This is a genomic window from Pseudomonas sp. LAMO17WK12:I1 (assembly GCF_900177315.1).
GTDB lineage: Bacteria > Pseudomonadota > Gammaproteobacteria > Pseudomonadales > Pseudomonadaceae > Aquipseudomonas > Aquipseudomonas marginalis.
Genome location: NZ_FWZV01000001.1, coordinates 454,616 through 476,496, shown reverse-complemented (window position 1 = coordinate 476,496; position 21,881 = coordinate 454,616). Strand labels below are relative to the sequence as shown.

Below are 21,881 nucleotides of genomic sequence, written 5' to 3'. Positions count from 1 at the left end.
GGACTAATGACCATGATGAATGTAGACCTGCAACAGCTGATCCTGACATTGACGCCCGCAGTCCGTCAGGACCTGGAGCGCTCGGCCGAACGTTGCGTGACGCGAGGTGGCAGGGAGGTCCTGGTGGAAGACCTGCTACTGACCCAGCTGGAACGTCCCAGGGGGCTCTTGATACGAGCCTTGGCCGACGCCGGGATCGAGGCGCAGACGCTGCAAGCAACGCTGCAGCCCAAGGGGCAGGCAAGTGCCACGCGTAATCCGGTGTTCGCCCCGGCCCTCGTGCAGTGGTTGCAACAGGCGTTGATGGTTGCCCATCTGGAGTTGCGCCAGAGCGTCGTGGACCACGGTGCACTGTTACTGGCGTTGTTGCGTCACCCGCTGCAGCACGCGGGTACCGGCTATCACGCGTTGTTGAGCGGTTTGGATGCACAGCGTATACACGGGTTTGTGCTGGACCAGGGGCCTGACGTCTGCCCGGCAGCAGGCGGCGAGTCACTGCTGGCGCGCTTTACCCATGATCTGACACACCAGGCCCATGAAGGGCGTATCGACCCGGTGCTGTGTCGTGAGGGTGAGATCCGCCAACTGATCGACATCCTTATGCGGCGGCGCAAGAACAATCCGATCCTTGTCGGCGAGGCCGGGGTGGGCAAGACCGCAGTTGTCGAAGGCCTTGCCCTGCGCATCGCCAGCTCGCAGGTGCCGGAGCCACTCAAGGGTGTGCGTGTGCTGACCCTGGACATGGCACTGCTGCAAGCCGGTGCCAGCATCAAGGGCGAGTTCGAGCGGCGTCTCAAAGGCGTGATCGACGAAGTGAATGCCGCGCCGACACCGGTGATTCTGTTTATCGACGAGGCGCATACCCTGGTGGGGGCGGGTGCCCAGGCGGGTGCCGGCGATGCCGCCAACCTGCTCAAGCCGGCCCTGGCCCGCGGTGAGTTGCGTACCCTCGCTGCCACCACGTGGTCCGAATACAAGAAATACTTTGAAAAAGACCCTGCCTTGGCGCGGCGTTTCCAGCCTGTGCTGGTTGGCGAGCCCAGCGTTGAACAGGCGACTTCGATCCTGCGCGGGCTGGTCCCGGCCTACGAATCCAGCCATGGCGTGCATATACGTGACGATGCCGTCGTCGCGGCGGCGCAGATGAGCGCCCGCTACCTGGCAGGGCGTCAGTTGCCCGATAAGGCCGTGGATGTGCTGGACACCGCCTGCGCACGTGCGCGAATCAACCAGATAATGGTGCCCGAGGCATTGGAGCGCCTGTGTACCGAGCACGCTGAAGGCTCGCGGCAGCGCGACTCGCTGAATCGAGACAGGGACGCCGGATTGCCAATGGATGAGCCGGCTGCACAAGCATTGGGCCTGCGATTGGCGGCTGTCGAGAGTGAGCGTCAACTTCAGGAGCAGCGCTGGCTGGAACAGCGCGCGTTGGCGGAGCCGTTGCGTGTATGCCCGCGACTGGTGGCACAGGTCATCAGCGCCTGGACCGGCATTCCGGTTGAACAACTGTCCCTTGAGCACAGTGCATCGGTGCTGGGGGTTGCCGATGCGCTGCGGTCGCGCATTCTCGGCCAGGAACCTGCCATACAGGCGCTCGACCGCAACCTGCGCGCGGTGGCTGCCGGACTGAACAAGGCCGATGCGCCGGTCGGTGTGTTTCTGTTGGTAGGCCCAAGTGGTGTGGGCAAGACCGAAACGGCCTTGGCCCTGGGTGATTTGCTGTATGGCGGCGAGCGTTTTGTCACCACCCTCAACATGTCGGAGTTTCAGGAAAAACACGCCCTGTCTCGGCTGATTGGCGCACCTCCCGGTTATGTCGGCTATGGAGAGGGCGGAGTGCTGACGGAAGCCGTGCGCCGGCGCCCCTATTCGGTGGTGCTGCTCGACGAAGTCGAAAAGGCCGACCCGGAGGTGTTGAACCTGTTCTATCAGATCTTCGACAAGGGGCTGGTCAACGATGGCGAAGGCCGGGAAATCGATTTTCGCAATACGCTGATCCTGATGACTTCCAACCTGGGCAGCGATTGCATTATCGACTTATGTGCAGGCGGCCGACGACCTGGCACACAGGTGCTGCAGGACGCAATTCACCCTCTGCTGCGCGACTATTTCAAACCGGCACTGCTCGCCCGGATGCGAGTCGTACCCTATTACCCGTTGATGGGCGCTGTGTTGCATGACCTGGCAAGACTCAAGCTCGACCGTCTTGGGCGAAGGTTGCAGTCACGCAAGCTGGCCTTGAGCTATACGGCCGAACTGGTCACGCATATGGCTGAGCGGTGCGTCCATAGCGACAGCGGAGCGCGGTACATCGACCAATGGATCGAGATCCACCTGTTGCCGCAGATGGTCGATCGACTGCTTGGGGCGGTGGCGATGGGTGAGCCGCTGTCGCGGGCCCACGCCTGCCTGGATGGTGACGGGCTGCCGATCTGTGAGTTCAGCCAATGATGAACGATGTGCTGGCCCCTTTACCCCAGCCCCTGGCCTACGCCGAGACGTTGCTGGCCTGGTTCACCCGAATGGGCATCGAGGGTGACGAGACAACGTTGCCAGGCCTGTGTGTTGCAGCGGCTGCGCAACTGAGTGAATGCGAACTCGGCCAGTTATATTGGCGGGACGAGGACACGGGTCGGCTGGACTTGATTGCCCAGTATTTTCCTGGCGCATTGCCCCTCGGCGAGGGTGCTTGCGGCGCAGACTTTCAGCATCAGCAACTGTTGCGTCACGTGCTCGGCCATCCCAGTATCCTGAGCGTGGATAACCTGGACGACAGTGTGTACGAAAGCGGTTTTCTACCCGCGACAGCTACGCCCTGGCACTCGTTGATATGCCTGCCGCTGTTCGCTCGCCACAAGGCCGTTGCCGGTCTATTGCTGTGCGCCAGCCAGCGGCCGAAACTGCTCCAGGACTACGGACCCTCGTTAAGCCAACTGGCAAGCTTCGCCTTGAGTCAGCTGGCGCTGTTGCGACGTGTGCGTCCGCCGCACAACGGCTCCCAGGCCAGGCCTTGTCTACCCTCGGCGCGTATGACGTATGGGCTGATCGGCAACAGCGCAGCCATGGAAGAAACCTACCGGCTGATCGGCAAGGTGCTGAATGCGCCCTGCACGGTGCTGCTGCGCGGGGAGACCGGAACCGGCAAGGAGGTGGTGGCACGGGCCATCCATGCTGCCGGGCCGCGCAGTAGCAAAGCCTTTGTGGTGCAGAACTGTGCGGCCTTTCCCGAGGGGCTGCTGGAGAGCGAGCTATTCGGTTATCGCAGGGGCGCCTTTACAGGCGCCGAACGTAACCATGCGGGGCTATTTGACGCCGCCGATGGCGGCACGTTGCTCCTCGACGAAATCGGCGATATGCCGCTGTCACTCCAGGCCAAGCTGCTGCGGGTGTTGCAGGAAGGCGAGGTTCGCCCGTTGGGAGCCGATGCGGCCCATAAGGTCGATGTGCGAATTATCGCAGCGACCCATCGTGATCTGGCTGCAATGGTGGCGGAGGGCAGTTTTCGCGAGGACCTGTACTACCGACTGGCGCAGTTCCCGATCGAATTGCCGGCCTTGCGCGAGCGCGACGCAGATGTGCTGCTGTTGGCGCGACAGTTCGCACAATCGGCCTGCGCGGCACTGGGGCTCTCGCCGGTGGAATGGTCTGCTGCGGCCTTGGATCAACTCTCGTGCCACCCTTTTCCCGGGAATGTCCGTGAACTCAAATGCCTGGTCGAGCGCGCGGTACTGCTGTGTGACGACGCAGTGGTGCTGCCTGAACACCTGGGCCTGGCGTCCGGGCCGACCACTATTGCCGTCGGCGCGACGTTGCGCCAGCGCCTGGAACGGGTTGAACGGGTATTCCTGATCGACTGCCTGCACAAGAACCGTGGCAACCGGACCCGTACGGCACGCGAGTTGGGGCTAGCACGCCGCACCCTGCTTTACCGCCTTGCACGCTTGAACATCCCTGGCGGCGATGTCCGAGGGGGACGCTGAATGGTGCACGTATGGCTTCCACTCTTCGCCGCCAGCCTTACTTTCATTGGAGATACCTGATGCCACTTCGTACTTGGAAATCCTTGGGGCTTGTCCTGTGCTTGTTGAGCGGCTGCAACGCCAATTACGTTTTTGATGACGCTGACTACCGTCCGCTGGGTGACCCCCAGGCGACACGTCGCAGCGATTGAACAGCGGAGCCTTGTCATGCAACTAGTGTTTGAGGTGTGCAATACCGGAAGCGGTGAGCCTGCATCCTGTAAGACATTCGACGGCGTCGGCGGCGTGATCGGCCGCGGGATCGGCTGTGACTGGGTCATCCCGGACGCGAGTCGCTTGCTCTCCAGTCATCATGGCCTGGTCAGTTACCGGGATGGCCAGTATTTTTTCACCGACATCAGCAGCAATGGCATTGGCGTGTCGGGCAGCGCGGAGCGCTTGTGCAAAGGGCAGGCACGACTGATCAGCGAGGGTGATGTCTACCAACTGGGGCCAGTGGATATCCGTGCACGACTTGTGGCGCCCGGGAGACAAAATGGCCGGCAGGTGTTTTTCGGCAACGATACGATTCCGGATGACGCGTTTTTGGTGCTTGACCCCTTGCGAGCACTCGATAGCGAGCAGGTGCATGGCAGCTCACCCGGGGATCCGGAGGCGCTGAAACTCTCGGCTGCGAGGGCGGCCTGCGCACTGTCCCACTGCCCCCTGGAACGGGATCACCTGATCGTGCCGAGATGGGCCGAGCCAGTAACGGAAGAGGCCTCGACTCAACCCGCCCAGGTGACTGCAGCCAGTCGTGCTCCATTCTGGTCGCAGTTCGCGGACGCGATGGGCGTGCCCCTGGATACGCTTGATACCCAGGCATGCGAAGCCCTGGCGATCAAGGTGGCTGGTCTGTTCAGGCAAACCATCGAAGGGCTGCAGCAGAGTCTGCGTACTCGCGATGAGCTGAACGGCGAGTTGAACCTCGGTTGGACCGTGCCTGCCATTAAGAGTCACAACCCCTTGAAGGATTGCACCGATACCCCGTCTGCCCTGGCCTCACTGTTGGGCCTCGGTGAGCCGGGCCCGCTGCCTGCAGAGGTAGCGGTCGCCCAGGCATTCCGGGAAATGCAAATCCACCAGCTGGCCTTGGTCGTGGCTTGCCGTGCTGCAATACGTGGCGCTGTGGAGGCATTTGCACCAAGCCATCTGTTGCTGTGCTTCGAGCGCCAGGACATGCCGGCCAGGTTCTCTACCGATGGAGCCCACTGGCGGGCCTACCAGCGCCATTACCGACACCTTATCGACGAGCAACCCTTGGGCGAGCAGCTGTTGCGTAACCAATTTTCCAAAGCCTACGCGGAGCAGGTGCGCCTGGTCGCCACGCTGCATGCGCCTTATCCGGGATGACTGTCATGTATCGAGCTGCCGTTCTGTCAATGCTGCTTGTACTCGGCCTGCTGACCGGGTGTGCCAGCGTGTCACCGTATTCAACCCTGACCAAGCTGGACCTGGCGTTGAGCGCCAGCGACGGCGTCAACCGCGACCTTCACGGTCGCCCGTCTCCCATCGTGGTGCGCCTGCTGGAGCTGCGGCACGCGGTGGCGTTCGAAAACGCTGATTTCTTCACCCTCTATAGCCGCGCAGAGCAGGCGCTGCCCAAGGACTGGGTCAACAGCGAGGAGTTGGAGCTGCGCCCCGGTGAGCGGCTGGCGCTGAAGCTCAGTGTCGAACCACAGAGTCGTTATGTCGGGGTGGTGGCTGCCTATCGGGACCTGCCCCATGTGCAATGGCGGCTTGTGCTGCCCGTCGCCCGGCAGCGCCTGACGCGTGTCGAGCTGATGCTCGACGAGTCCGGGGTTCGCGTCGTTACCCCTCAAGCCCGGAGGTCGGAGGATAGACATGCAGGTTCATAAAGTCGTGTGGCAGGAGGGCATGCTGCTGCGCCCCCAACACTTGCAGCACAACGACCGTTACTACCACCAGCAACTCAACCGTACCCGTTTGCTGGGCATTGATGGTTGGGGGTTCCTGACCCTTGATGTCGATATGCAGTACCTCAATCTGGGGAAGCTGGTCGTCAACCAGGCCAGCGGTGTATTTCCCGATGGCAGCTTGTTCGAGCTGAGCAGCGTGATGGAGCCACTGGCGTTGCAGGTTCCTGCCCACACCAGTGGGCAAGCCATTTACCTGGCGTTGCCGTTGGCCATCGGCAATCAGGTGGAAGTGCGCCAGCAGGAGCACAGTGATGTGCTGGCGCGCTACGTAAGCTGCGAAGCGGAGATCACTGATTCAAACGCTGGCTTTGATTCCCGTTGCCGGATCAACTGCGCACGCCCGGACCTGCGATTGCTGTTAGGGGAGCAAACCAGTGACACGTTGCAGGTGAAACTCCAGGTTGCCCGGGTGCTGGATTCGACCCGCGAGGGCGGCGTGCGGCTGGACGCGGATTTCGTACCGGCGTTTATCTATGTGCAGGGCTCAGGCTATGTCGCGTCATGTATCAAGGAAGTGCTGAGTCTGCTGGGCACCCGAGGCGATGCGATTGCCGCGAGGATCCGGGGAGGTGGCGGGGCGGAGGGGGCCCAGGTCGGCGATTTCCTGATGCTGCAACTGATCAATCGAACCGAGCTGGTGTTGCGTCACTTCCTGAGTCAGAGCCAGGTACGTCCGGAGGTGTTGTACAGGCAGTTGTTGACGATCCTCGGCGAGTTGTCGACGTTCGCCACCGACAACAAACGCGCGCAACTGGAGACTCATTACCAGCATGGTGAGCAGGGGGCGAGTTTTCGTGGGTTGATGGAAGGCATTCGCACCGTGCTGTCGTTGGTGCTGGAACAACACGCCACTGAGCTCCCGTTGGAGCCGCGACAGTATGGTGTGCTGGTCTGTCCGGTGAGTGATCTCAAACTGCTGGGTAGCGCAACATTCATTCTGGCGGCAACTGCCCAATGCGATTCGGAGGAGCTGCGCCACCGCCTTCCGGCGCACTTGAAAATCGGCTCCGTGGAACGCATCCGCGAGCTCGTCAATCTGCATCTGGCCGGCATCAAGGTCAAGCCACTGCCGGTGGCGCCCCGACAGATCCCGTTCCATGCCGGCAAGACCTATTTCATGCTCGAACTCAGTGCCCGTGATATCACGCAGCTGGAACAATCGGGCGGTTTTGCCTTCCACGCCAGTGGCGAGTTTGCCGAACTCAAACTCAATTTCTGGGCCATCAGGAACTGAATGCCATGACAATGGACAGCGAATACCCGCAGGACGAAAAAACTATCCTGCTTGACCTCGATGGTCGCGCGCCCGCAGGGGCGCCGGTGACGGACTTCCCATCGCCACCGCGCTTCGAACGGTTGGAAGACCGGATGATCTACACCGCCAGCCTGCAAGGGGCACAGAGTTTCAAGATCGGGCCCAACATCCTGGTGGCCGCCGCCTGGGAACTCCTGTCGCAGGTCGTTCGACTCAAGCGCAGTTCCGGCCGGGAAAGCTTGCAGGCCCTCAATGACCGGTTGTCGTCGGGGATCACGGCGTTTGAAGCGTATGCCTTGCACCAGGGTGCAGAGGACAGGCAGGTCATGTCGGCGCGCTATGTACTGTGCAGCGTTATTGACGAAGCCGTGGTCACTACCCCGTGGGGCAGTCGCAGTGACTGGTCGAAATCCAGCCTGTTGAGCCGCTTTCACAACGAAACCTTCGGTGGCGAAAAATTCTTCCAACTGCTGGAGCGTTTATCCCGCGACCCCGTCAAGCACCTGGCAATGCTGGAGTTGATGTACCTGTGCCTGTCGCTGGGGTTTGAAGGTAAATACCGCGTCATGGAGCGGGGCGGGCCGCAGTTGGAAGCGGTACGCGATGGCTTGTATCGACAGATCCGGCATGTGCGCGGTGAGCGCCCGCCGATGCCTGTACCCGCTGCCGCAGCACAGGCACCGGGTGCCGGGGTGCACATCTTTTCCCCTGCCGGGGTCGTCGTCTTCACGCTCGCCTGTTTGCTGGCCATGTACCTGGGTTTTGCCTGGGCATTGGGCAATGAACGCATGGCGGTGCTGCAACCTTTTCAATCTTTGGCGTCGGATCAGACACGGTCGCCGTTGTAACGCTGGGAGCAATGAATGAACGCATTCTTCAAGGGCGTGGGCACGGCGCTGCGCAAGACTTGGGTCTGGAGCCTGTTTGTGGTGTTCGCCAGCGCGTTGCTGGTGTGGTTTTTCGGGCCATTGCTGGCGGTGGACGACCACCGTTTCTGGCAGGGCGCTCCAGCTCGTCTGTTGACCATAAGCGGGTTATTCCTGCTGTGGGGGTTAGCGATGGTCATGGTCGACTCACGCCGTACCGCACGATTGAATCGGCGCCAGCACCAGGAGCGCCACCAACGCAAGGGGTTGATTGACGAAGAGCGGAGGCAGGTGCGGGGGCGTTTCAAGGAGGCGTTGCACACACTGAAAACCTCCCGTCGTTATGGCGAGCGCAATGAGCGTTGGCGCAACGACTTGCCGTGGTATCTGTTGCTTGGCCAGCAGGGCAGCGGCAGAACCCGTCTGCTGGCCGCCTGCGGATCGCAGTTCCCACTTGATCGGGAGGAAGCGATGGCACCGGGCGCAACCCAATATTTTGATTGGTATCTCGCCGACGAAGCTGTCCTTGTCGAGAGCGCAGGGCGCTACCTGGCCCAACCTGACAGTGCCGTGGATGGGGCCGGTTGGGCGACGTTTCTGGAGCAGCTCAGATTGCGGCGCAGGGCTCGCCCCCTCAATGGCGTGGTGGTGACGCTGGCGGTGGAGACGCTGCTTGGCAGCAATGATCGCGACCTGGACATGCATGCGCGCCACGTGCACACCCGGTTGCAGGACGTACAGCAGATGCTGCATGTGGATGTGCCGATCTATCTGGTATTGACCCAGGCTGACCGGTTGCCGGGCTTTGTCGAGTTCTTCGATGCGTCCCAGGGCGACGGCGCCGAAGCCCTGCTCGGAGAACCTGTGGCAACAGGTCCGGCCGGTACCGCGATCACCCAGGTTCGCGAAGCGTTTGAGGCGTTTCTGCAACGCCTTGGAGCAGAGCTGATTGCGCGTTTGCATCAGGAACGCAATATCGAACGTCGCGGGCTGATGCTCGATTTTCCTCGGCAGGCTGCGCAAATCGGTGAACGTTTGTGCCTGTTTGTGGAGTCTGCGTTCTCCTCTCATCGCTTTCAGCGTATTAACGGATTGCGTGGCTTTTACCTGACGAGTGCGCAGACTGCCGACAGGCGTTCCTACTTCGTCCAGGGCCTGTTCAAGCGGGTGATTTTTGCCGAGGCCAATCTCGCCGGGCTGCAGACTCCGGAACGACAGCGTATCCGTCGACACCAAGGGTTGCTGGCGTTGGCCGCCTCCCTGGTCATTGTCGCGGCGGGGTGGCTGTGGGCACACAGTTATTCGATCAATCACCAGCGGCTGGTGCAACTGGCGCAACTGCTCAAGCCACAGCCGCCCGCGTCACCCGGTCTGGACGATACCCTGGTGCTCCTGCGTCTGCTGGACGACCGCCTGGCTGCGACCCAAGTGTTTCCAGCGTTGGCGGAGGCCCGTGCGGTGGAGCGGGGCGGCTTGTATCAAGGGGAGGCGAGTCGGCCACTGTTGGTCAGTGCCTATGAAGACTTGCTGCACCAGCAGTTGTTGCCGCTGGTATCTACGATGCTTGAAGAACAGGTACGGGCCAGCCTTGGCGACCGCGAGGGGCTTTTGGACATCCTGCGGGCTTACCTGATGCTCAGTCTTCGCGAGCGTCGCGATAAGGTTTGGCTGGCGCAGCGCGTGGCCGTTCATTGGGCTGTGCGCTATGCCGGGGATGCTTCGGTGCAGAAACGATTGAATGCACATTTTGCACGGCTGCTTGAGCGCCCCTTCGCGATGCCCTTGAACGTTGAGCTGCTCGCCGAGGCCCGCCAGGAACTGCGCGGCGAGTCGTTGGCGGGCGTGGTCTATCGGGTGCTGCGTGACCAGGCGCGTGACCTTGAGCCCTTGCGCCTGGCCGAGGGGAGGGGGTTCGCAGCGGTCGAGCAGCCCATCCCCGGCTTCTATACCCGGCGGTATGTGCAGTACTTCGAAAGGCAGGGCTCTCGGCTGGTGAATGCCATTGTTCAGGACAACTGGGTACTTGGGGAGGACGCAGACCTCAGCAGCCTGGATTTGCGCCAGTTGATGCTGGAGCTCGAGCAACGTTATTTCAGTGAGTACGCCGACACCTGGAGCCAAGCCATTGGCCAGGTGCGCCTGCAGGAAAGTGACAGCCTGAGCCAGCATGCTGACGGGCTTGCCAGCCTGGCGTCTGCGCAGTCGCCGTTGGTGCAGCTGTTGCGACAGGTTCGGGAAAACACACGCCTGCTGTCGACCAACGATCCCCTTGAGGATTTCAGCCCGCCCTCCGGCGAGTTCGGGACCAGCGCTTCCAGCGTGCTGCCCAGCCAGCTGCATGGGCAGGCAAAGCCTGATTCTGCCCGGCGTGCACTGCAGCGTCGGTTCGAGCACCTGCATCAATTGCTGGACGCGGATCAGAATCCTGGAGCTGAACTGACGCAGGCGTTGCGGCTGCTCGATGAATGGCATCTGCAACTGGCGGCCCATAACCGCGAAGCTACCCCAGGGCAGGCGGCATTCATGATGGCCAGGCAACGAATGGAAGGGCAGCAGCCATTGCTGGGGAATCTGCGGGATGCTGCCGGGCGCCTGCCGTTGCCGGTCAAGGGGTGGTTTGAAGGCATTGCCGATGACAGTTGGCGGCTGCTGCTCGATGATGCGTATGTGTATATAAATCAGCGTTACCAAAGTGAGGTCTATGGCTTTTACGCCAAGGCGATCCAGCGTCGGTACCCATTCAACCCACGGTCCGAGAGTGATGTTGCCCTTGGCGATTTCCAGGACTTTTTCAAGCCGCGGGGTGGCATGGCGCGCTTTTATGAAAGCTACCTGCGGGCCTTTGTCAGTGCCGAGTCCGGTCGCTATCGTCTACGCGGCCTGGATGGCCGTAGCCTGGCGCTGTCGCGCTCATTGCTGGACCAGCTGACGAAGGCCCAGGTGATTCGCCAGGGGTTTTTTACCGAGGACCAGGGTGAGTGGGCGGTTCGCTTCACGCTGGCGCCCTATAGCCTGGACCAGGCGGTCAGCCGAGCGATCCTGAGCATTGGTGATCAACACCTTGAATACCGCCATGGCCCGATCGTGCCCATGGCTTTCCAGTGGCCAGGCGAGGCGGACGATGGCCGTAGCAGCCTGGTGCTGGAGCGGGGGGCGGAGCGGCCGCTGGGCATGGAAAAAAACGCTGGTCCCTGGTCGTTGTTCCGGTTTTTCGAGCTGATGCAAAGTGAGCCTGGGAGCGGCCGGGGTTCTCGGCTGCTCAAGGCTGAGCTCGCTGGCACGCATGCCACCTTCCTGCTCAACAGCCATCGCAACCCTGGTCCTTTTCAGATGGCGAACTGGCGCACCTTCCGTTTGCCGGAGCAACTGTGAGGCAGGTGCATGCCGATGGGTGCAGCGCCGGGCGAACGGCGCGAGGCAAGACGCGCGCGCGTAATGAGGATGCGTTCCTCGACTGCCCCCGGCGCGGTTGTTGGGCGGTAGCGGACGGAATGGGTGGGCATCTGGCTGGGGATGTGGCCAGCCACTGGGTCATCAGCAGCCTGGCTTCGTTGCCCGACCAGGGCAGCTTTGACGAACGGATCGATGCCATACGATGCTGCTTGCGACGGCTCGACCGTCAAATGGGGCAAGCCACCACGGAACAAGCTGCCGACGGCATCATGGGCAGCACCGTGGTTGCGTTGCTGCTGGAGGGTAATCGCGCAGCCTGCATCTGGGTCGGGGACAGCCGTTGCTATCTTTGGCGGGGACGACGTTTGTACCAACTGTCGCGGGACCATTCCCTGTGGCAGCAACTGATGGACAAGCAGCAATTGAGCCTGGAGCAGGCCCTGGCGCATCCGGATGCCAGGGCCTTGACCCGTGCCATCGGTGGGCGGCAGCCATTGAGCCTGGCGGTGCTGGAGTTCATTACCCAACCTGGGGATGTGTTTTTATTGTGCAGCGATGGTTTGTATCAGGGGCTCAGCCATGGCGAGTTGGGCAGCGCCCTGAGTGTGGGGCCGCCCCGCCAGGTAGTGGATCGGTTGTTTTCCGACGTGCTACGGGGGGCGGCCCAGGATGACCTGACGGCCGTGGTAGTCCAGCCATGAGCGAGGTCGCCGGCCCGCCGAAACTGCTTGCGGGACGCTATCAGCTGGATCGGTTATTGGGCAGCGGTGGCATGGGAGTGGTCTACCGAGCCCGGGATATGCTGCACGAGGCGTTCGGCGAGCCCGACGCGTGGGTGGCACTCAAGTTGTTGAGCGATACGCTTGCCGAATCTTCCGACGGCCATGTATTGCTGTACAGCGAGTTCGCCCTGACCCGGAGCCTGCGGCATGATCACGTGGTCAGAACGTACGCTTTCGAGGTCGATACTCCGCGTCAGGTGGCGTTCTTCACCATGGAACTGCTGCAGGGCAGGACCCTTGACCGCATCCTCTCGGAGTGCCCGGATGGATTGCCGTGGCGGGAGTTGCAACCCATCGCCCTGCAACTGTTGGATGCACTGGCTTATGCCCACAGGCGGGGCGTTCTCCATGGCGATGTGAAACCGGCCAATATCATGCTGGGCGAGCAGGGAGTGCGGCTGTTCGATTTCGGCCTGGGCCATGCCGAGGCGGAGCAGGCTGCGGGGCTGCCCACTTTGAGTCGCAGTCGCTTTAAGGCTTGGACGCCCGGGTATGCGGCGCCGGAACTGGTGGCCGGGGGGAACATCTCCGCCAGGGCCGACTTGTATGGCGCCGCCTGCGTAATCTATGAGCTCGCCCAGGGACGGCGCCCCGGCGAGCATCAGTCGGATCAGCCATTGTCCAGGCCTCGGCAATTACCTCGGCGGTGCTGGCCGGCATTGCGTTCTGCGCTGGCCCTGGACCCTGAGTGCCGAACCATTGCCGTCGAGGAGTTGGGCGAAGCGATGAATAGACGACGGCGCTACTGGTTTGTGTAGTGGGGGTGTCAATCAGCCAAATCATGCAGTTGGCAGTATTCGGTCCAACTCAAGCCGGCCATCTGGGCAACTTCCTTGTGTACTTCCAGGCGCCGCGCCTCGAAGTCAGCAGGGGATTGGCTGGTCAGCCTGAGGGTCAGCTCCCAGGCAAACAAACCCAGGCGTTCTGCTTCCGCCTCGAAGGCTTCATGCAGCCGTTCGGCGCGGTACTGTGCCAGGGTTTCACCCTTGGCCTGAGCGGCCAGTGGGTTCAGGGTGTTCAGTTCGGCAGCCACATCGGGATGTTCGTTCAGGAATCGATCCAGCGCGAGCTGGTGGTTATCGCCGGGAGGTGACAAGGGCGTGCTCCAAATCAGGTGGGACCAGGCCTCGGTTTCTGGCCCGGGGCAAGCCGTGTGTGCACAAGCAACACGGATAACGGGTATTGAAGCAGATTCCAGGACCGGTCCAGACCAGAAAATTAAACTATTGGAGATACCCGGCTTTGACTGTCACTCATTGCTGGAAATTCACCGATACCCATGGCAAAGGACTTTCGCTCCCGGTGCCAGGACGTGTAGCGTTAGCCCCGGTGCTTCCGACCCTGCTTTCCAAGGGCAGCGGGCGATGGGCAGAGGGATGGGTCATGGCGCAAACGCTGTTCAAACTTTTCTTTACCCAGCGCCTGGCCGCTTTGGCCAGTGCCGATTCGTTGCGAGCGATCCGCGAAGGGCTGCTGTGGATCTTGCCGTGCCTGCTGGTGTCTGCGGCCTTTCTGATCCTGTCCGAATGCGCTCGGGTGTTGGGCTGCAGCCCGCAGGTGGTGAGCTTCCTGGCGGGGTTGCACAATCAGATCAGTTCGGTGATCCCGTGTCTGGTGGCCGCCTCCATTGGCTACATGCTGGCGATCCAGCACCGCCTGCCGCAATTGCCGGTGGCGTTCCTTTGCCTGGCCCATGTGGTCTTGGCGACGTTTATCCTGCGGGAATATCCCCGGGCATCGGCCACCTTCCTGCTTTTTATTGCTATTGCCTCGCCGCTGCTGAATGTACCGGCCTTGGCCTGGCTGCACCGTTTTCGCTGGACGCGCCTGGTTAATGAAGACCTGGTGGGGTACAACCTGCGAGGCACGATCAATATGGTAGTGCCAGGGGCTATTACCGCCCTGGCGCTGGTGGCTGCGCTGTCCTTGTTGTTACAGATACCCTATGTGGCGCAGCTGCAGGGCCCCCAGGTGCTCGATGCGCTGGAGTCGCCCTACGGGAGCGGTTTGTTTGTCACCCTGATGAACTCGCTGTTGTGGTTTTTCGGGGTTCACGGCGTCTATGCCATGCAACCGCTGTTTGATGTGCTGGACCAGGCCGTGGTGCTCAACGGCGCCGCGTTGGCAGCGGGCGAGCCAATCAGGTATGTGCTGAACGGCGGCCTGTTGGGCAGCTTTGCCTTTATCGGTGGTTCGGGCGGTGCGTTGTGTTTGTTGATCGCAATCCTGCTGTTTTCCAAGAGCCAGTCCATGCGCCTGGTGGCCGTGGCGAGTTTGCCGCTCTCGCTGTTCAACGTCAGTGAAGTCCTGCTGTTCGGCCTGCCGATCATCCTCAACCCGCGTCTGTTCATTCCGTTTCTGCTGGTGCCTGCGTTGAACGCAATGGTGGCGCTTACCGTGGTGCAACTGGGCTGGGTATCCCCGGCGGTGGCCAGCGTCCCGTTTACCGCACCGGTGTTGCTCAATGCCTACCTGAGTACTCATGGCGACCTGGCGGCCGTCGCGCTGCAAGTGACGCTCCTGGGCCTGGGCACGCTGGTGTATGCACCCTATGTGCGCGCGATTCATCGCCAGGCTGCCGAAGGTGGCACGGTGTACCTCAAGTCCCTGGACATGACCTTCCGCGGCCTGGAAGAAAAAGGCCGGCTGCGCGAACTGGACCCGGTCCTGGCTTCCCACAAGGCGCTGGCGCGCCAGGCCAATGAACTGAATCGCATCCAGCAGATCAGCGATTATGAGTTCTACCTTGAATACCAGCCCCAGGTCTCGACCCGCACCGGGCTGTGTACTGGCTGCGAAGCGCTGATGCGCGCCCGCGATGCCCAGGGTACGGTGCATTCACCCTGGGAGTTCCTGCAATGGCTGGCCCAGGCGCGGTTGATGCCGGACGTGGATATGTGGGTGGCATCCCAGGCGATTCGCCAGTACCAGAAATGGCAGAAACTCGGCTTTACCCTGCCGATGACCATCAATATTTCCAGCGCCACCCTGACCGACGCCGCCCACGGCGAGCGCCTGGTGGAGATCCTCGCCCAGGCCCATGGCCAGGTATCGGTGGAGATCACCGAAGATGCGCTGGTCAGCGATATCCCTGCCACGCGCCAAAACATCCAGAAACTGCAGGGCATCGGCGCCAAGGTCTATATCGATGATTTCGGCACCGGGTTTTCGGCCTTGAGTTACCTGCACCAGTTCCCGGTGGACTTCATCAAGATCGATCGCAGTTTCGTGGTGGCGCAGCACGATCCCAAGGGCGCCCAGGTCCTGACCGGCATGCTGCGTTTCTGCGAAGCGCTGAACCTGGGCGTGGTGGTGGAGGGCGTGGAGACCGCCGAGCAGTTGGCCTTCTTGAACACCGGCGCCGAGCTGATTATCCAGGGCTGGTATTTCAGCAAGGCGTTGCCCGGAGATCAGTTGGAGGGCTTTGTGCGCCAGCGTGCGGCCATGGCGCAGGTCTAGTAGCCGCGCTGGGTCTGTTCGATCTCCTCGACCAAGCGATCGATACCCGCCAGGCGTGCACGGTTGTCGTGATCCCAGGGGTGAAAGCCGGGTTTGAAGTAGTGCAACCACGGCCTCAGCATGCGTGGGAAGACGCCCTTGGGGCCATAAAGAAATTTCAACATGCGCCAGAAGCCTTTGAGGTGCCCACCCGCCTTGCGGTCGGCAATCAACAGACGCACATGAAAATCCAGCACCACCAGCCAGAAAAACACCGTAGTTGTCAGCATGGTCCCGGTGCGCAGCAGGTAACGCTTGGGCCCGGGTTTGATCACCGTGTTCCACACATCAAAGGCCACGGCCTTGTGTTCGGTCTCTTCCAGGGCGTGCCAATACCACATCTGCTGGTAGCCCTTGAGCGAATCGCCAAAGCGCGACGGGTCACTCAGGAGGATTTCCGCGAGCATCGCCGTGTAGTGCTCAAGGGCAATGGTGATCGCCAGGTTGAACGACGGTGCGAAGTGTTTCTTCTGCAGATCGAGAATGAATTTAAGCCGACGGTCCAGGGTGTGCGCCGGAAGCCCGGCTGCTTGCATCAGGTCGTTATAGGCCACATGTTCGCGGCTGTGCATGGCCTCCTGGCCGATAAATCCCTGGATCTGTTTCTTTAGCGCCGGATCGTCGACGCGTTTGCGGTAGTGACGCACGCTGTCCATGAAAAACAGTTCGCCCTGGGGGAACAGCAGCGACAAGGCATTGAAGAAATGCGTGATGAACGGGCCCTGTTCGTGCCAGTCGGTGATGCGTTCGGCGGGCAGGGCAAAATGGAGGTCGCGGCGGATCGGCAACATGATTCGTGCTCCTGTTCAGAGACGGGGCTCGTCGTTGGTTTCAAACACTGGCCTGCGTTGCTTGGGGGCCATGCGCTTGCTGGCCAGCACCACCAGCGCTTGATAGGCCGCCGGCAGGCAACGGGCGAGCAGGTCGAGGAAATACGCGTCGCGGCCAATCAGCACGCGACGCTTGTTGTTGCGCACGCCTTGCAGGATCACCTTGGCGGCCTGGTCGGCATCGGTGATGAAGAGTTTTTCGAAGTCGGCGCGGGCCTGCTGTTCGCTGTGGATCAGGAAGCCGGTCATGTTCGCGTCGATGCGGCTGCTGCGGCAGATATCGGTGCGGATGCCGCCGGGGTGCACGCAGGTGGCCGAGACGCCGCAGCGTTGCAGGTCCAGCTCCTGGCGCAGGGCTTCGGTAAAGCCGCGCACGGCGAATTTGGTCGCGTTGTAACCGCTCATGCCGGGCTGGGCAAACAGGCCGAATACGCTGGACGTGTTGATCACATGGCCGTCGCCGCTGGCCTTGAGGTGCGGCAGGAACGCCTTGGTGCCGTGGACCACGCCCCAGAAGTTGATGCCGACGATCCATTCCAGATCGGCGTAGTCCACGCCCTCGACCGTACTCGACAGGGCCACGCCGGCATTGTTGAACACCAGGTTGACCTGGCCATGCTCGGCCACGCAGCGCGCCGCCCAAGCCTCCATGGCCTGGCGGTCGGACACATCCAGCACCTGGGTGGTAATCGTCACCGGCGCCAGGGTTGAGGTCTTGATCAGTGCCAGGGTCTGCTCCAGGCCCTGGGCGTTTTTGTCCGCCAGTGCCAGGTGGCAACCTTCGCGCGCGAGTGCCAGGGCCAATGCGCGGCCCATGCCGGATGCCGCGCCGGTAATCGCCGCCACGCGGCCGTTGAATGACTTCATGAGAGGCTGCCTTCTGCGGTGGAGTGGGGCGCCGTGGCCGGGCGGGTAGGAACAGTGAGGGGCAACAGGTCGACCGCATAGTCCTTGAGTGCGAACTGCCGGGTGACCCGCTTGAAGCGCCATGTCGAAGCGGGCCACAGGGTGGTGTTCTTGCCGGTACGTGGGTCCAGGTACCAGCTCTGGCAACCGCCGGTGTTCCAGATAGTGCGCTTGAGTTGGTCTTGCAATTGACGGTTGTAGGCCTGTTCCACCGTCGGTTTGACGTCCACCGTGGCGATGCGATGGCGCTGCATCTGCCTGAGCGCGTCGAGGATGTAGGTCACCTGCGCCTCGATCATCAGGATCATCGAGTTATGGCCCAGGCCGGTGTTGGGCCCGATGATCAGAAACAGGTTGGGATAGCCCGGCACCGTGGTGCCCTTATAGGCGTGTGCACCGTCGCGCCAGGTGTCCATCAGGTCCACACCGTCGCGACCGATGACGCAGTCCCGGGGCAGCGGGTCAGTGGCCTGGAAGCCGGTGCCGAAAATCAGGCAGTCGGCCGGGTGCTTGATACCGTCGGCGGTGATCACGCCGTCGGCTTCGATACGCAGGATTTTGTCGGTCACCACCTCGACATTGCTGCGCGACAGCGCCGGGTAGTAGTCATTGGAGATCAGCACACGCTTGCAGCCGATGGTGTAGTCCGGCGTCAGGGCCTTGCGCAGGGAAGGGCGCGGCACTTGTTTGCGAAGGTGGCGCAGGGCGACTTTCTGCACCATTTTCATCAGCCGCGGATGCAGCGCAAACCCCAGTACACGGCCTTCCAGTGCCCAGTAGAAGGCGCCACGCACCAGGCGCTGGGTAACAGGCAGGTGCTTGAACAGCCAGCGTTCGAACGCTGAAATCCCGCGATCCGGCTTGGGCATGATCCACGGTGGAGTGCGCTGGAACAGATCCAGATGGGCCACCTGCGGCGCAATCTGCGGCACGAACTGGATGGCACTGGCCCCTGTGCCGATCACCGCCACGCGCTTGCCCTTCAAGGCGTATGCGTGATCCCACTGCTGGGAGTGGAAGCGCTTGCCCTTGAAGGTGTCCAGCCCTGGAATCTCCGGCAGCGCCGGGCGTGCCAGGGCGCCCATGCCCGACACCAGCACCCGCGCACTGACGTGGCGGCCATCGCTGAAGCTCAACTGCCAGCGTTGTAGCTGTTCATCGAACACCGCGCGCTTGAGGCCCATGCCGAAACGCAGGTAGGGCGCCAATCCGAAGCCCACCGCGCAGTGTTCCAGGTAGGCGCGGATTTCCGCTTGCGGCGCGAACTGACGTGTCCAGTCCGGGTTGGGCGCAAAGGAAAACGAATACACATGGGACTGCACATCGCAGGCGCAACCTGGGTAATGGTTGTCCCGCCAGGTGCCGCCGAGGGTGTCGGCCTGCTCGGCGATAAAGAAGTCGGTGAACCCCGCTTCCTTGAGTTTGATGGCCATGCACAGGCCGGCAAAACCCGAACCGATGATGGCGATGTCGATGGAATCACTGTGGGCATTCATAGGCGGTCCTTCATGGGCATCGGATGGGCTCCTGTTTTTGTTGTGTCTTTTAGATAGAACACCATTGCAAAGAAAAATTGAATTAATTATTTTAAAAAAGATTTTAAATAATCTACCTGAAAATAGCGCCTACGCTAGGACCTTGTGCCTTATGTGCGACTTGTCCGACGGACGAGCGTGGTACGCACGCCGTTCAGGTCCAGGGTGTGGACGTTGGCCGAGGCCTTGATCAATTCCGGTCAGGTCGCCGGTCACAGGGAAGCTGAGGACGAGCTATGGCTGTGCAATGGGTGATTGCTGCAGGTGTGCTGGTGGGGGCGAGTGCGGTGCTATGGGGTTTCAGCGCCTGGATGACCCGGCGCATCGAAGCCGCCGTTCCGATCAACGGGCGCTTCGTGGAGGTGAATGGCGAGCGCTTTCATTATGTGGAAGAGGGCAAGGGCCCACCGCTGGTGATGATTCACGGGCTGATGGGCAGCAGTCGCAACCTGACCTATGCCTTGTCCGGCCAGCTGCGTGAGCACTTTCGGGTGATCACCCTCGACCGTCCCGGGTCGGGGTATTCCACGCGGCATAAAGGTACCGCTGCGGACTTGCCGGCCCAGGCGCGGCAAGTCGCGGCCTTCATCAACCAGCTTGGCCTGGACAAACCCCTGGTGCTCGGGCATTCCCTCGGCGGCGCGATTTCCCTGGCCCTGGCCCTCGATCATCCTCAGGCTGTATCGGGCCTGGTGTTGGTGGCACCGTTGACCCATCCCCAACCCAGGTTGCCGCTGGTGTTCTGGTCGCTGGCGGTGCGACCGGCCTGGTTGCGACGCTTTGTGGCCAATACCCTCACCGTGCCCATGGGCCTGTTGACTCGACGTTCGGTGGTCAAGGGCGTGTTTGCGCCGGACGCCGCTCCCGAGGACTTCGCCACCCGGGGCGGCGGCTTGCTGGGGATGCGCCCCGACAACTTTTACGCTGCCTCCAGCGAGATTGCGCTGGTCAACGACTGCCTGCCCGGGATGGTCAAGCGCTATCCCCAACTGACCCTGCCCATCGGCCTGATCTATGGCACGCGGGACAAGGTGCTGGACTTTCGCCGGCATGGCCAGGCCCTCGCCGATAAAGTGCCCGGCCTCAAGCTGCAAGTGGTGGAAGGGCGTGGCCACATGCTGCCGATCACCGCCACGGCGCGGGTGGTCGAGGCCGTGCTGCACGTGGCCAAGCGCGTGCGCCCGGTGGAAACGGCCACGGTCCTGCATCCGCCCTTTGCCTTGGCGAACAAATAATCGTGGCCCTCATTGTCGGGTCGAACGTCGCAAATGCCTGCCCTAGAGACCTGACCAAACAGCTGAAAAACAGACTGTCCAGTCACGTAAAAAAGGCCTCGAAAAAGTAGTTGACGACCTAACGATTCCGCGCTATTTATTTAAAAAAATATTTCAATATTTATTTTGAAATGATTTTTGAAATGCCTAAGAGCGAATAAAAATGAAAAAAACGTCTTTTATCGCATGGTTGATTTCCCGGAGCACCCAGCGCTCCCTGAACCTGTTTTCCGCCTGCCTGCCAAGGAGGCTGCCATGAACCGGACTCTGGCAGCGCCAAGCGTTTGGACCGACGGCAAGCGCCACCTGTGGTGGTTGGGCATCCTGCCATTGGCCACCCCTCTGTTGTCCGGCGCCCTCGCCATTGCCACTGGCATCCAGCAACTGTGGTGGGTCGGTGTACTGGTGATCTTTGGCCTGATCCCCCTGATCGACGGGCTGCTCGGCGAAGACATCAGCAACCCGCCCGAATCCGCCGTCAACCACCTGGAATCCCAACGCTACTACCGCTGGATCGTCTACACCGGCGTGCTGTTCGTCATCGCGTCGGTGGTGATTACCGGATGGCTGGCCGCCGGCGGCATCGACTGGATCATCCGGGGCGGCCTGCTGCACGCCACCGCCAACCTTGAACCTTCCAGCTGGTTGGCCCGCGCCGCCGGTTACATCACTGAGCGTGCGCAACTGCATGGCCAACCAAGCTGGTTTACTTACCTGGGCATGGCCATGTCGACCGGCGCCGCCACCGGCATCGCGATCAACACGGCCCATGAACTGGGGCACAAGCCTAATGCCCTGGAAGTGTTCCTCGCCAAGGTCACCCTGGCGCCCACCTTCTACGGGCACTTCTACACCGAGCACAACCGTGGCCATCACGTGCGCGTCGCCACGCCGGAAGACCCGGCCAGCTCGCGGCTGGGTGAAAGTTTCTGGGCCTTCCTGCCGCGCTCGGTGTGGTTCAGCGCACACTCGGCCTGGAACCTGGAGCGCGAGCGCCTGCGCAAACTCGGCCTGCCGGCCTGGCATTGGAAAAACGCTGTGCTCAGTGCCTGGATGTACAGCGTGGTGTTGTGGGGCGCGATGATTGCCTGGCTGGGGGCTGCGGTGATTCCGTTCCTGGTTATCCAGGGCATCTACGGCTTCTCGTTGCTGGAAGTGGTGAACTATGTGGAGCACTACGGGCTTAAACGCCAGAAGTTGCCCAACGGTCGTTATGAACGGTGTTCGCCTCGGCACTCCTGGAACAGTAATCGGATTGTCACCAATATCTTTCTGTTCCAACTGCAGCGGCACTCCGATCACCACGCCAACCCGACGCGCAGTTATCAGTCGTTGCGCCACTTCGATGAGTCGCCGCAACTGCCTTATGGTTACGCGAGCATGATTGTCTGGGCCTATGTACCGTACTTGTGGCGGCGGCGCATGGATCATCGAGTCCTTAATCATTATGCCGGGGATATCACCCTGACCAATCTTCAACCTTCACAGCGTTTGAAGTACCTGGAGAAGTACAGCGGCAGTGCCAAGCCGTTTTGATCTGAAGTAACACTTAGTGTTGTCGTGTACTCGGGGCCTGATTGCCG

General features: G+C 61.5%; 17 protein-coding genes. 13 read left to right on the top strand and 4 right to left on the bottom strand.

Going from position 1 to position 21,881, the window contains the following annotated elements:
• Window positions 1–12: 12 nt before the first annotated feature.
• From B9N88_RS02075 to B9N88_RS02030, 10 genes are read left to right on the top strand one after another with little or no spacing between them, the layout of a single operon-like run.
• The gene (locus B9N88_RS02075) at window positions 13–2,451 is read left to right on the top strand and encodes an AAA family ATPase (RefSeq protein WP_027608608.1); all 2,439 of its coding nucleotides are present in this window, start codon (window positions 13–15) and stop codon (window positions 2,449–2,451) included.
• Window positions 2,448–3,980 carry a sigma-54 interaction domain-containing protein gene (locus tag B9N88_RS02070; RefSeq protein ID WP_027608607.1) on the top strand — a complete coding sequence of 511 codons (1,533 nt, stop codon included), beginning with the start codon at window positions 2,448–2,450 and terminating at the stop codon, window positions 3,978–3,980. Before B9N88_RS02075 ends, B9N88_RS02070 begins: the two co-directional genes overlap by 4 nt.
• Before the next feature lie 59 nt (window positions 3,981–4,039).
• The gene (locus B9N88_RS32790; protein ID WP_081744502.1) at window positions 4,040–4,171 is read left to right on the top strand and encodes a type VI secretion protein; all 132 of its coding nucleotides are present in this window, start codon (window positions 4,040–4,042) and stop codon (window positions 4,169–4,171) included.
• 16 nt (window positions 4,172–4,187) lie between these two features.
• Window positions 4,188–5,372: a type VI secretion system-associated FHA domain protein TagH gene (tagH, locus tag B9N88_RS02060; RefSeq protein ID WP_027608606.1), complete on the top strand. Its 1,185-nt coding sequence runs from the start codon at window positions 4,188–4,190 to the stop codon at window positions 5,370–5,372.
• Between the two features lie 5 nt (window positions 5,373–5,377).
• Window positions 5,378–5,878, top strand: coding sequence for a type VI secretion system lipoprotein TssJ (tssJ, locus tag B9N88_RS02055; protein WP_027608605.1), 501 nt, complete (start codon window positions 5,378–5,380; stop codon window positions 5,876–5,878).
• The gene (gene tssK, locus B9N88_RS02050; protein ID WP_027608604.1) at window positions 5,865–7,193 is read left to right on the top strand and encodes a type VI secretion system baseplate subunit TssK; all 1,329 of its coding nucleotides are present in this window, start codon (window positions 5,865–5,867) and stop codon (window positions 7,191–7,193) included. The genes tssJ and tssK overlap by 14 nt, the downstream gene beginning before the upstream one ends.
• Before the next feature lie 5 nt (window positions 7,194–7,198).
• Entirely contained in the window at window positions 7,199–8,062 is an 864-nt protein-coding gene (gene icmH / locus B9N88_RS02045) for a type IVB secretion system protein IcmH/DotU (RefSeq protein ID WP_027608603.1), read from the top strand.
• Window positions 8,063–8,077: 15 nt separating this feature from the next.
• Window positions 8,078–11,452 (top strand): type VI secretion system membrane subunit TssM, encoded by a 3,375-nt coding sequence (tssM, locus tag B9N88_RS02040; RefSeq protein ID WP_027608602.1) that lies wholly within the window; start codon window positions 8,078–8,080, stop codon window positions 11,450–11,452.
• Window positions 11,453–11,457: 5 nt separating this feature from the next.
• On the top strand, window positions 11,458–12,174 hold the full coding sequence (locus tag B9N88_RS02035) for a PP2C family protein-serine/threonine phosphatase (RefSeq protein ID WP_092357246.1): 717 nt from the start codon (window positions 11,458–11,460) through the stop codon (window positions 12,172–12,174).
• Entirely contained in the window at window positions 12,171–13,013 is an 843-nt protein-coding gene (locus tag B9N88_RS02030) for a serine/threonine-protein kinase (protein ID WP_027608600.1), read from the top strand. Before B9N88_RS02035 ends, B9N88_RS02030 begins: the two co-directional genes overlap by 4 nt.
• Before the next feature lie 8 nt (window positions 13,014–13,021).
• Here the strand turns inward: B9N88_RS02030 and B9N88_RS02025 are convergent, their stop codons facing one another.
• Window positions 13,022–13,351 carry a DUF6388 family protein gene (locus tag B9N88_RS02025; RefSeq protein WP_027608599.1) on the bottom strand — a complete coding sequence of 110 codons (330 nt, stop codon included), beginning with the start codon at window positions 13,349–13,351 and terminating at the stop codon, window positions 13,022–13,024.
• 287 nt (window positions 13,352–13,638) lie between these two features.
• Here B9N88_RS02025 and B9N88_RS02020 point away from each other — a divergent pair, with 287 nt between their 5' ends.
• Window positions 13,639–15,714 carry an EAL domain-containing protein gene (locus B9N88_RS02020; RefSeq protein ID WP_027608598.1) on the top strand — a complete coding sequence of 692 codons (2,076 nt, stop codon included), beginning with the start codon at window positions 13,639–13,641 and terminating at the stop codon, window positions 15,712–15,714.
• Here B9N88_RS02020 and B9N88_RS02015 read toward each other — a convergent pair.
• From B9N88_RS02015 to B9N88_RS02005, 3 genes are read right to left on the bottom strand one after another with little or no spacing between them, the layout of a single operon-like run.
• Window positions 15,711–16,544 (bottom strand): metal-dependent hydrolase, encoded by an 834-nt coding sequence (locus B9N88_RS02015; RefSeq protein ID WP_027608597.1) that lies wholly within the window; start codon window positions 16,542–16,544, stop codon window positions 15,711–15,713. The genes B9N88_RS02020 and B9N88_RS02015 overlap by 4 nt on opposite strands.
• A 15-nt stretch (window positions 16,545–16,559) precedes the next feature.
• Window positions 16,560–17,450, bottom strand: a complete 891-nt coding sequence (locus B9N88_RS02010) for an SDR family NAD(P)-dependent oxidoreductase (RefSeq protein ID WP_027608596.1) — start codon at window positions 17,448–17,450, stop codon at window positions 16,560–16,562.
• Complete coding sequence (locus B9N88_RS02005) at window positions 17,447–18,985, bottom strand: flavin-containing monooxygenase (RefSeq protein ID WP_027608595.1); 1,539 nt, start codon at window positions 18,983–18,985, stop codon at window positions 17,447–17,449. Before B9N88_RS02005 ends, B9N88_RS02010 begins: the two co-directional genes overlap by 4 nt.
• Window positions 18,986–19,260: 275 nt before the next feature.
• Here B9N88_RS02005 and B9N88_RS02000 point away from each other — a divergent pair, with 275 nt between their 5' ends.
• Window positions 19,261–20,259 carry an alpha/beta fold hydrolase gene (locus tag B9N88_RS02000; protein ID WP_027608594.1) on the top strand — a complete coding sequence of 333 codons (999 nt, stop codon included), beginning with the start codon at window positions 19,261–19,263 and terminating at the stop codon, window positions 20,257–20,259.
• Window positions 20,260–20,553: 294 nt separating this feature from the next.
• Window positions 20,554–21,834 carry an alkane 1-monooxygenase gene (locus tag B9N88_RS01995; RefSeq protein WP_027608593.1) on the top strand — a complete coding sequence of 427 codons (1,281 nt, stop codon included), beginning with the start codon at window positions 20,554–20,556 and terminating at the stop codon, window positions 21,832–21,834.
• The last annotated feature ends 47 nt before the right edge of the window (window positions 21,835–21,881 follow it).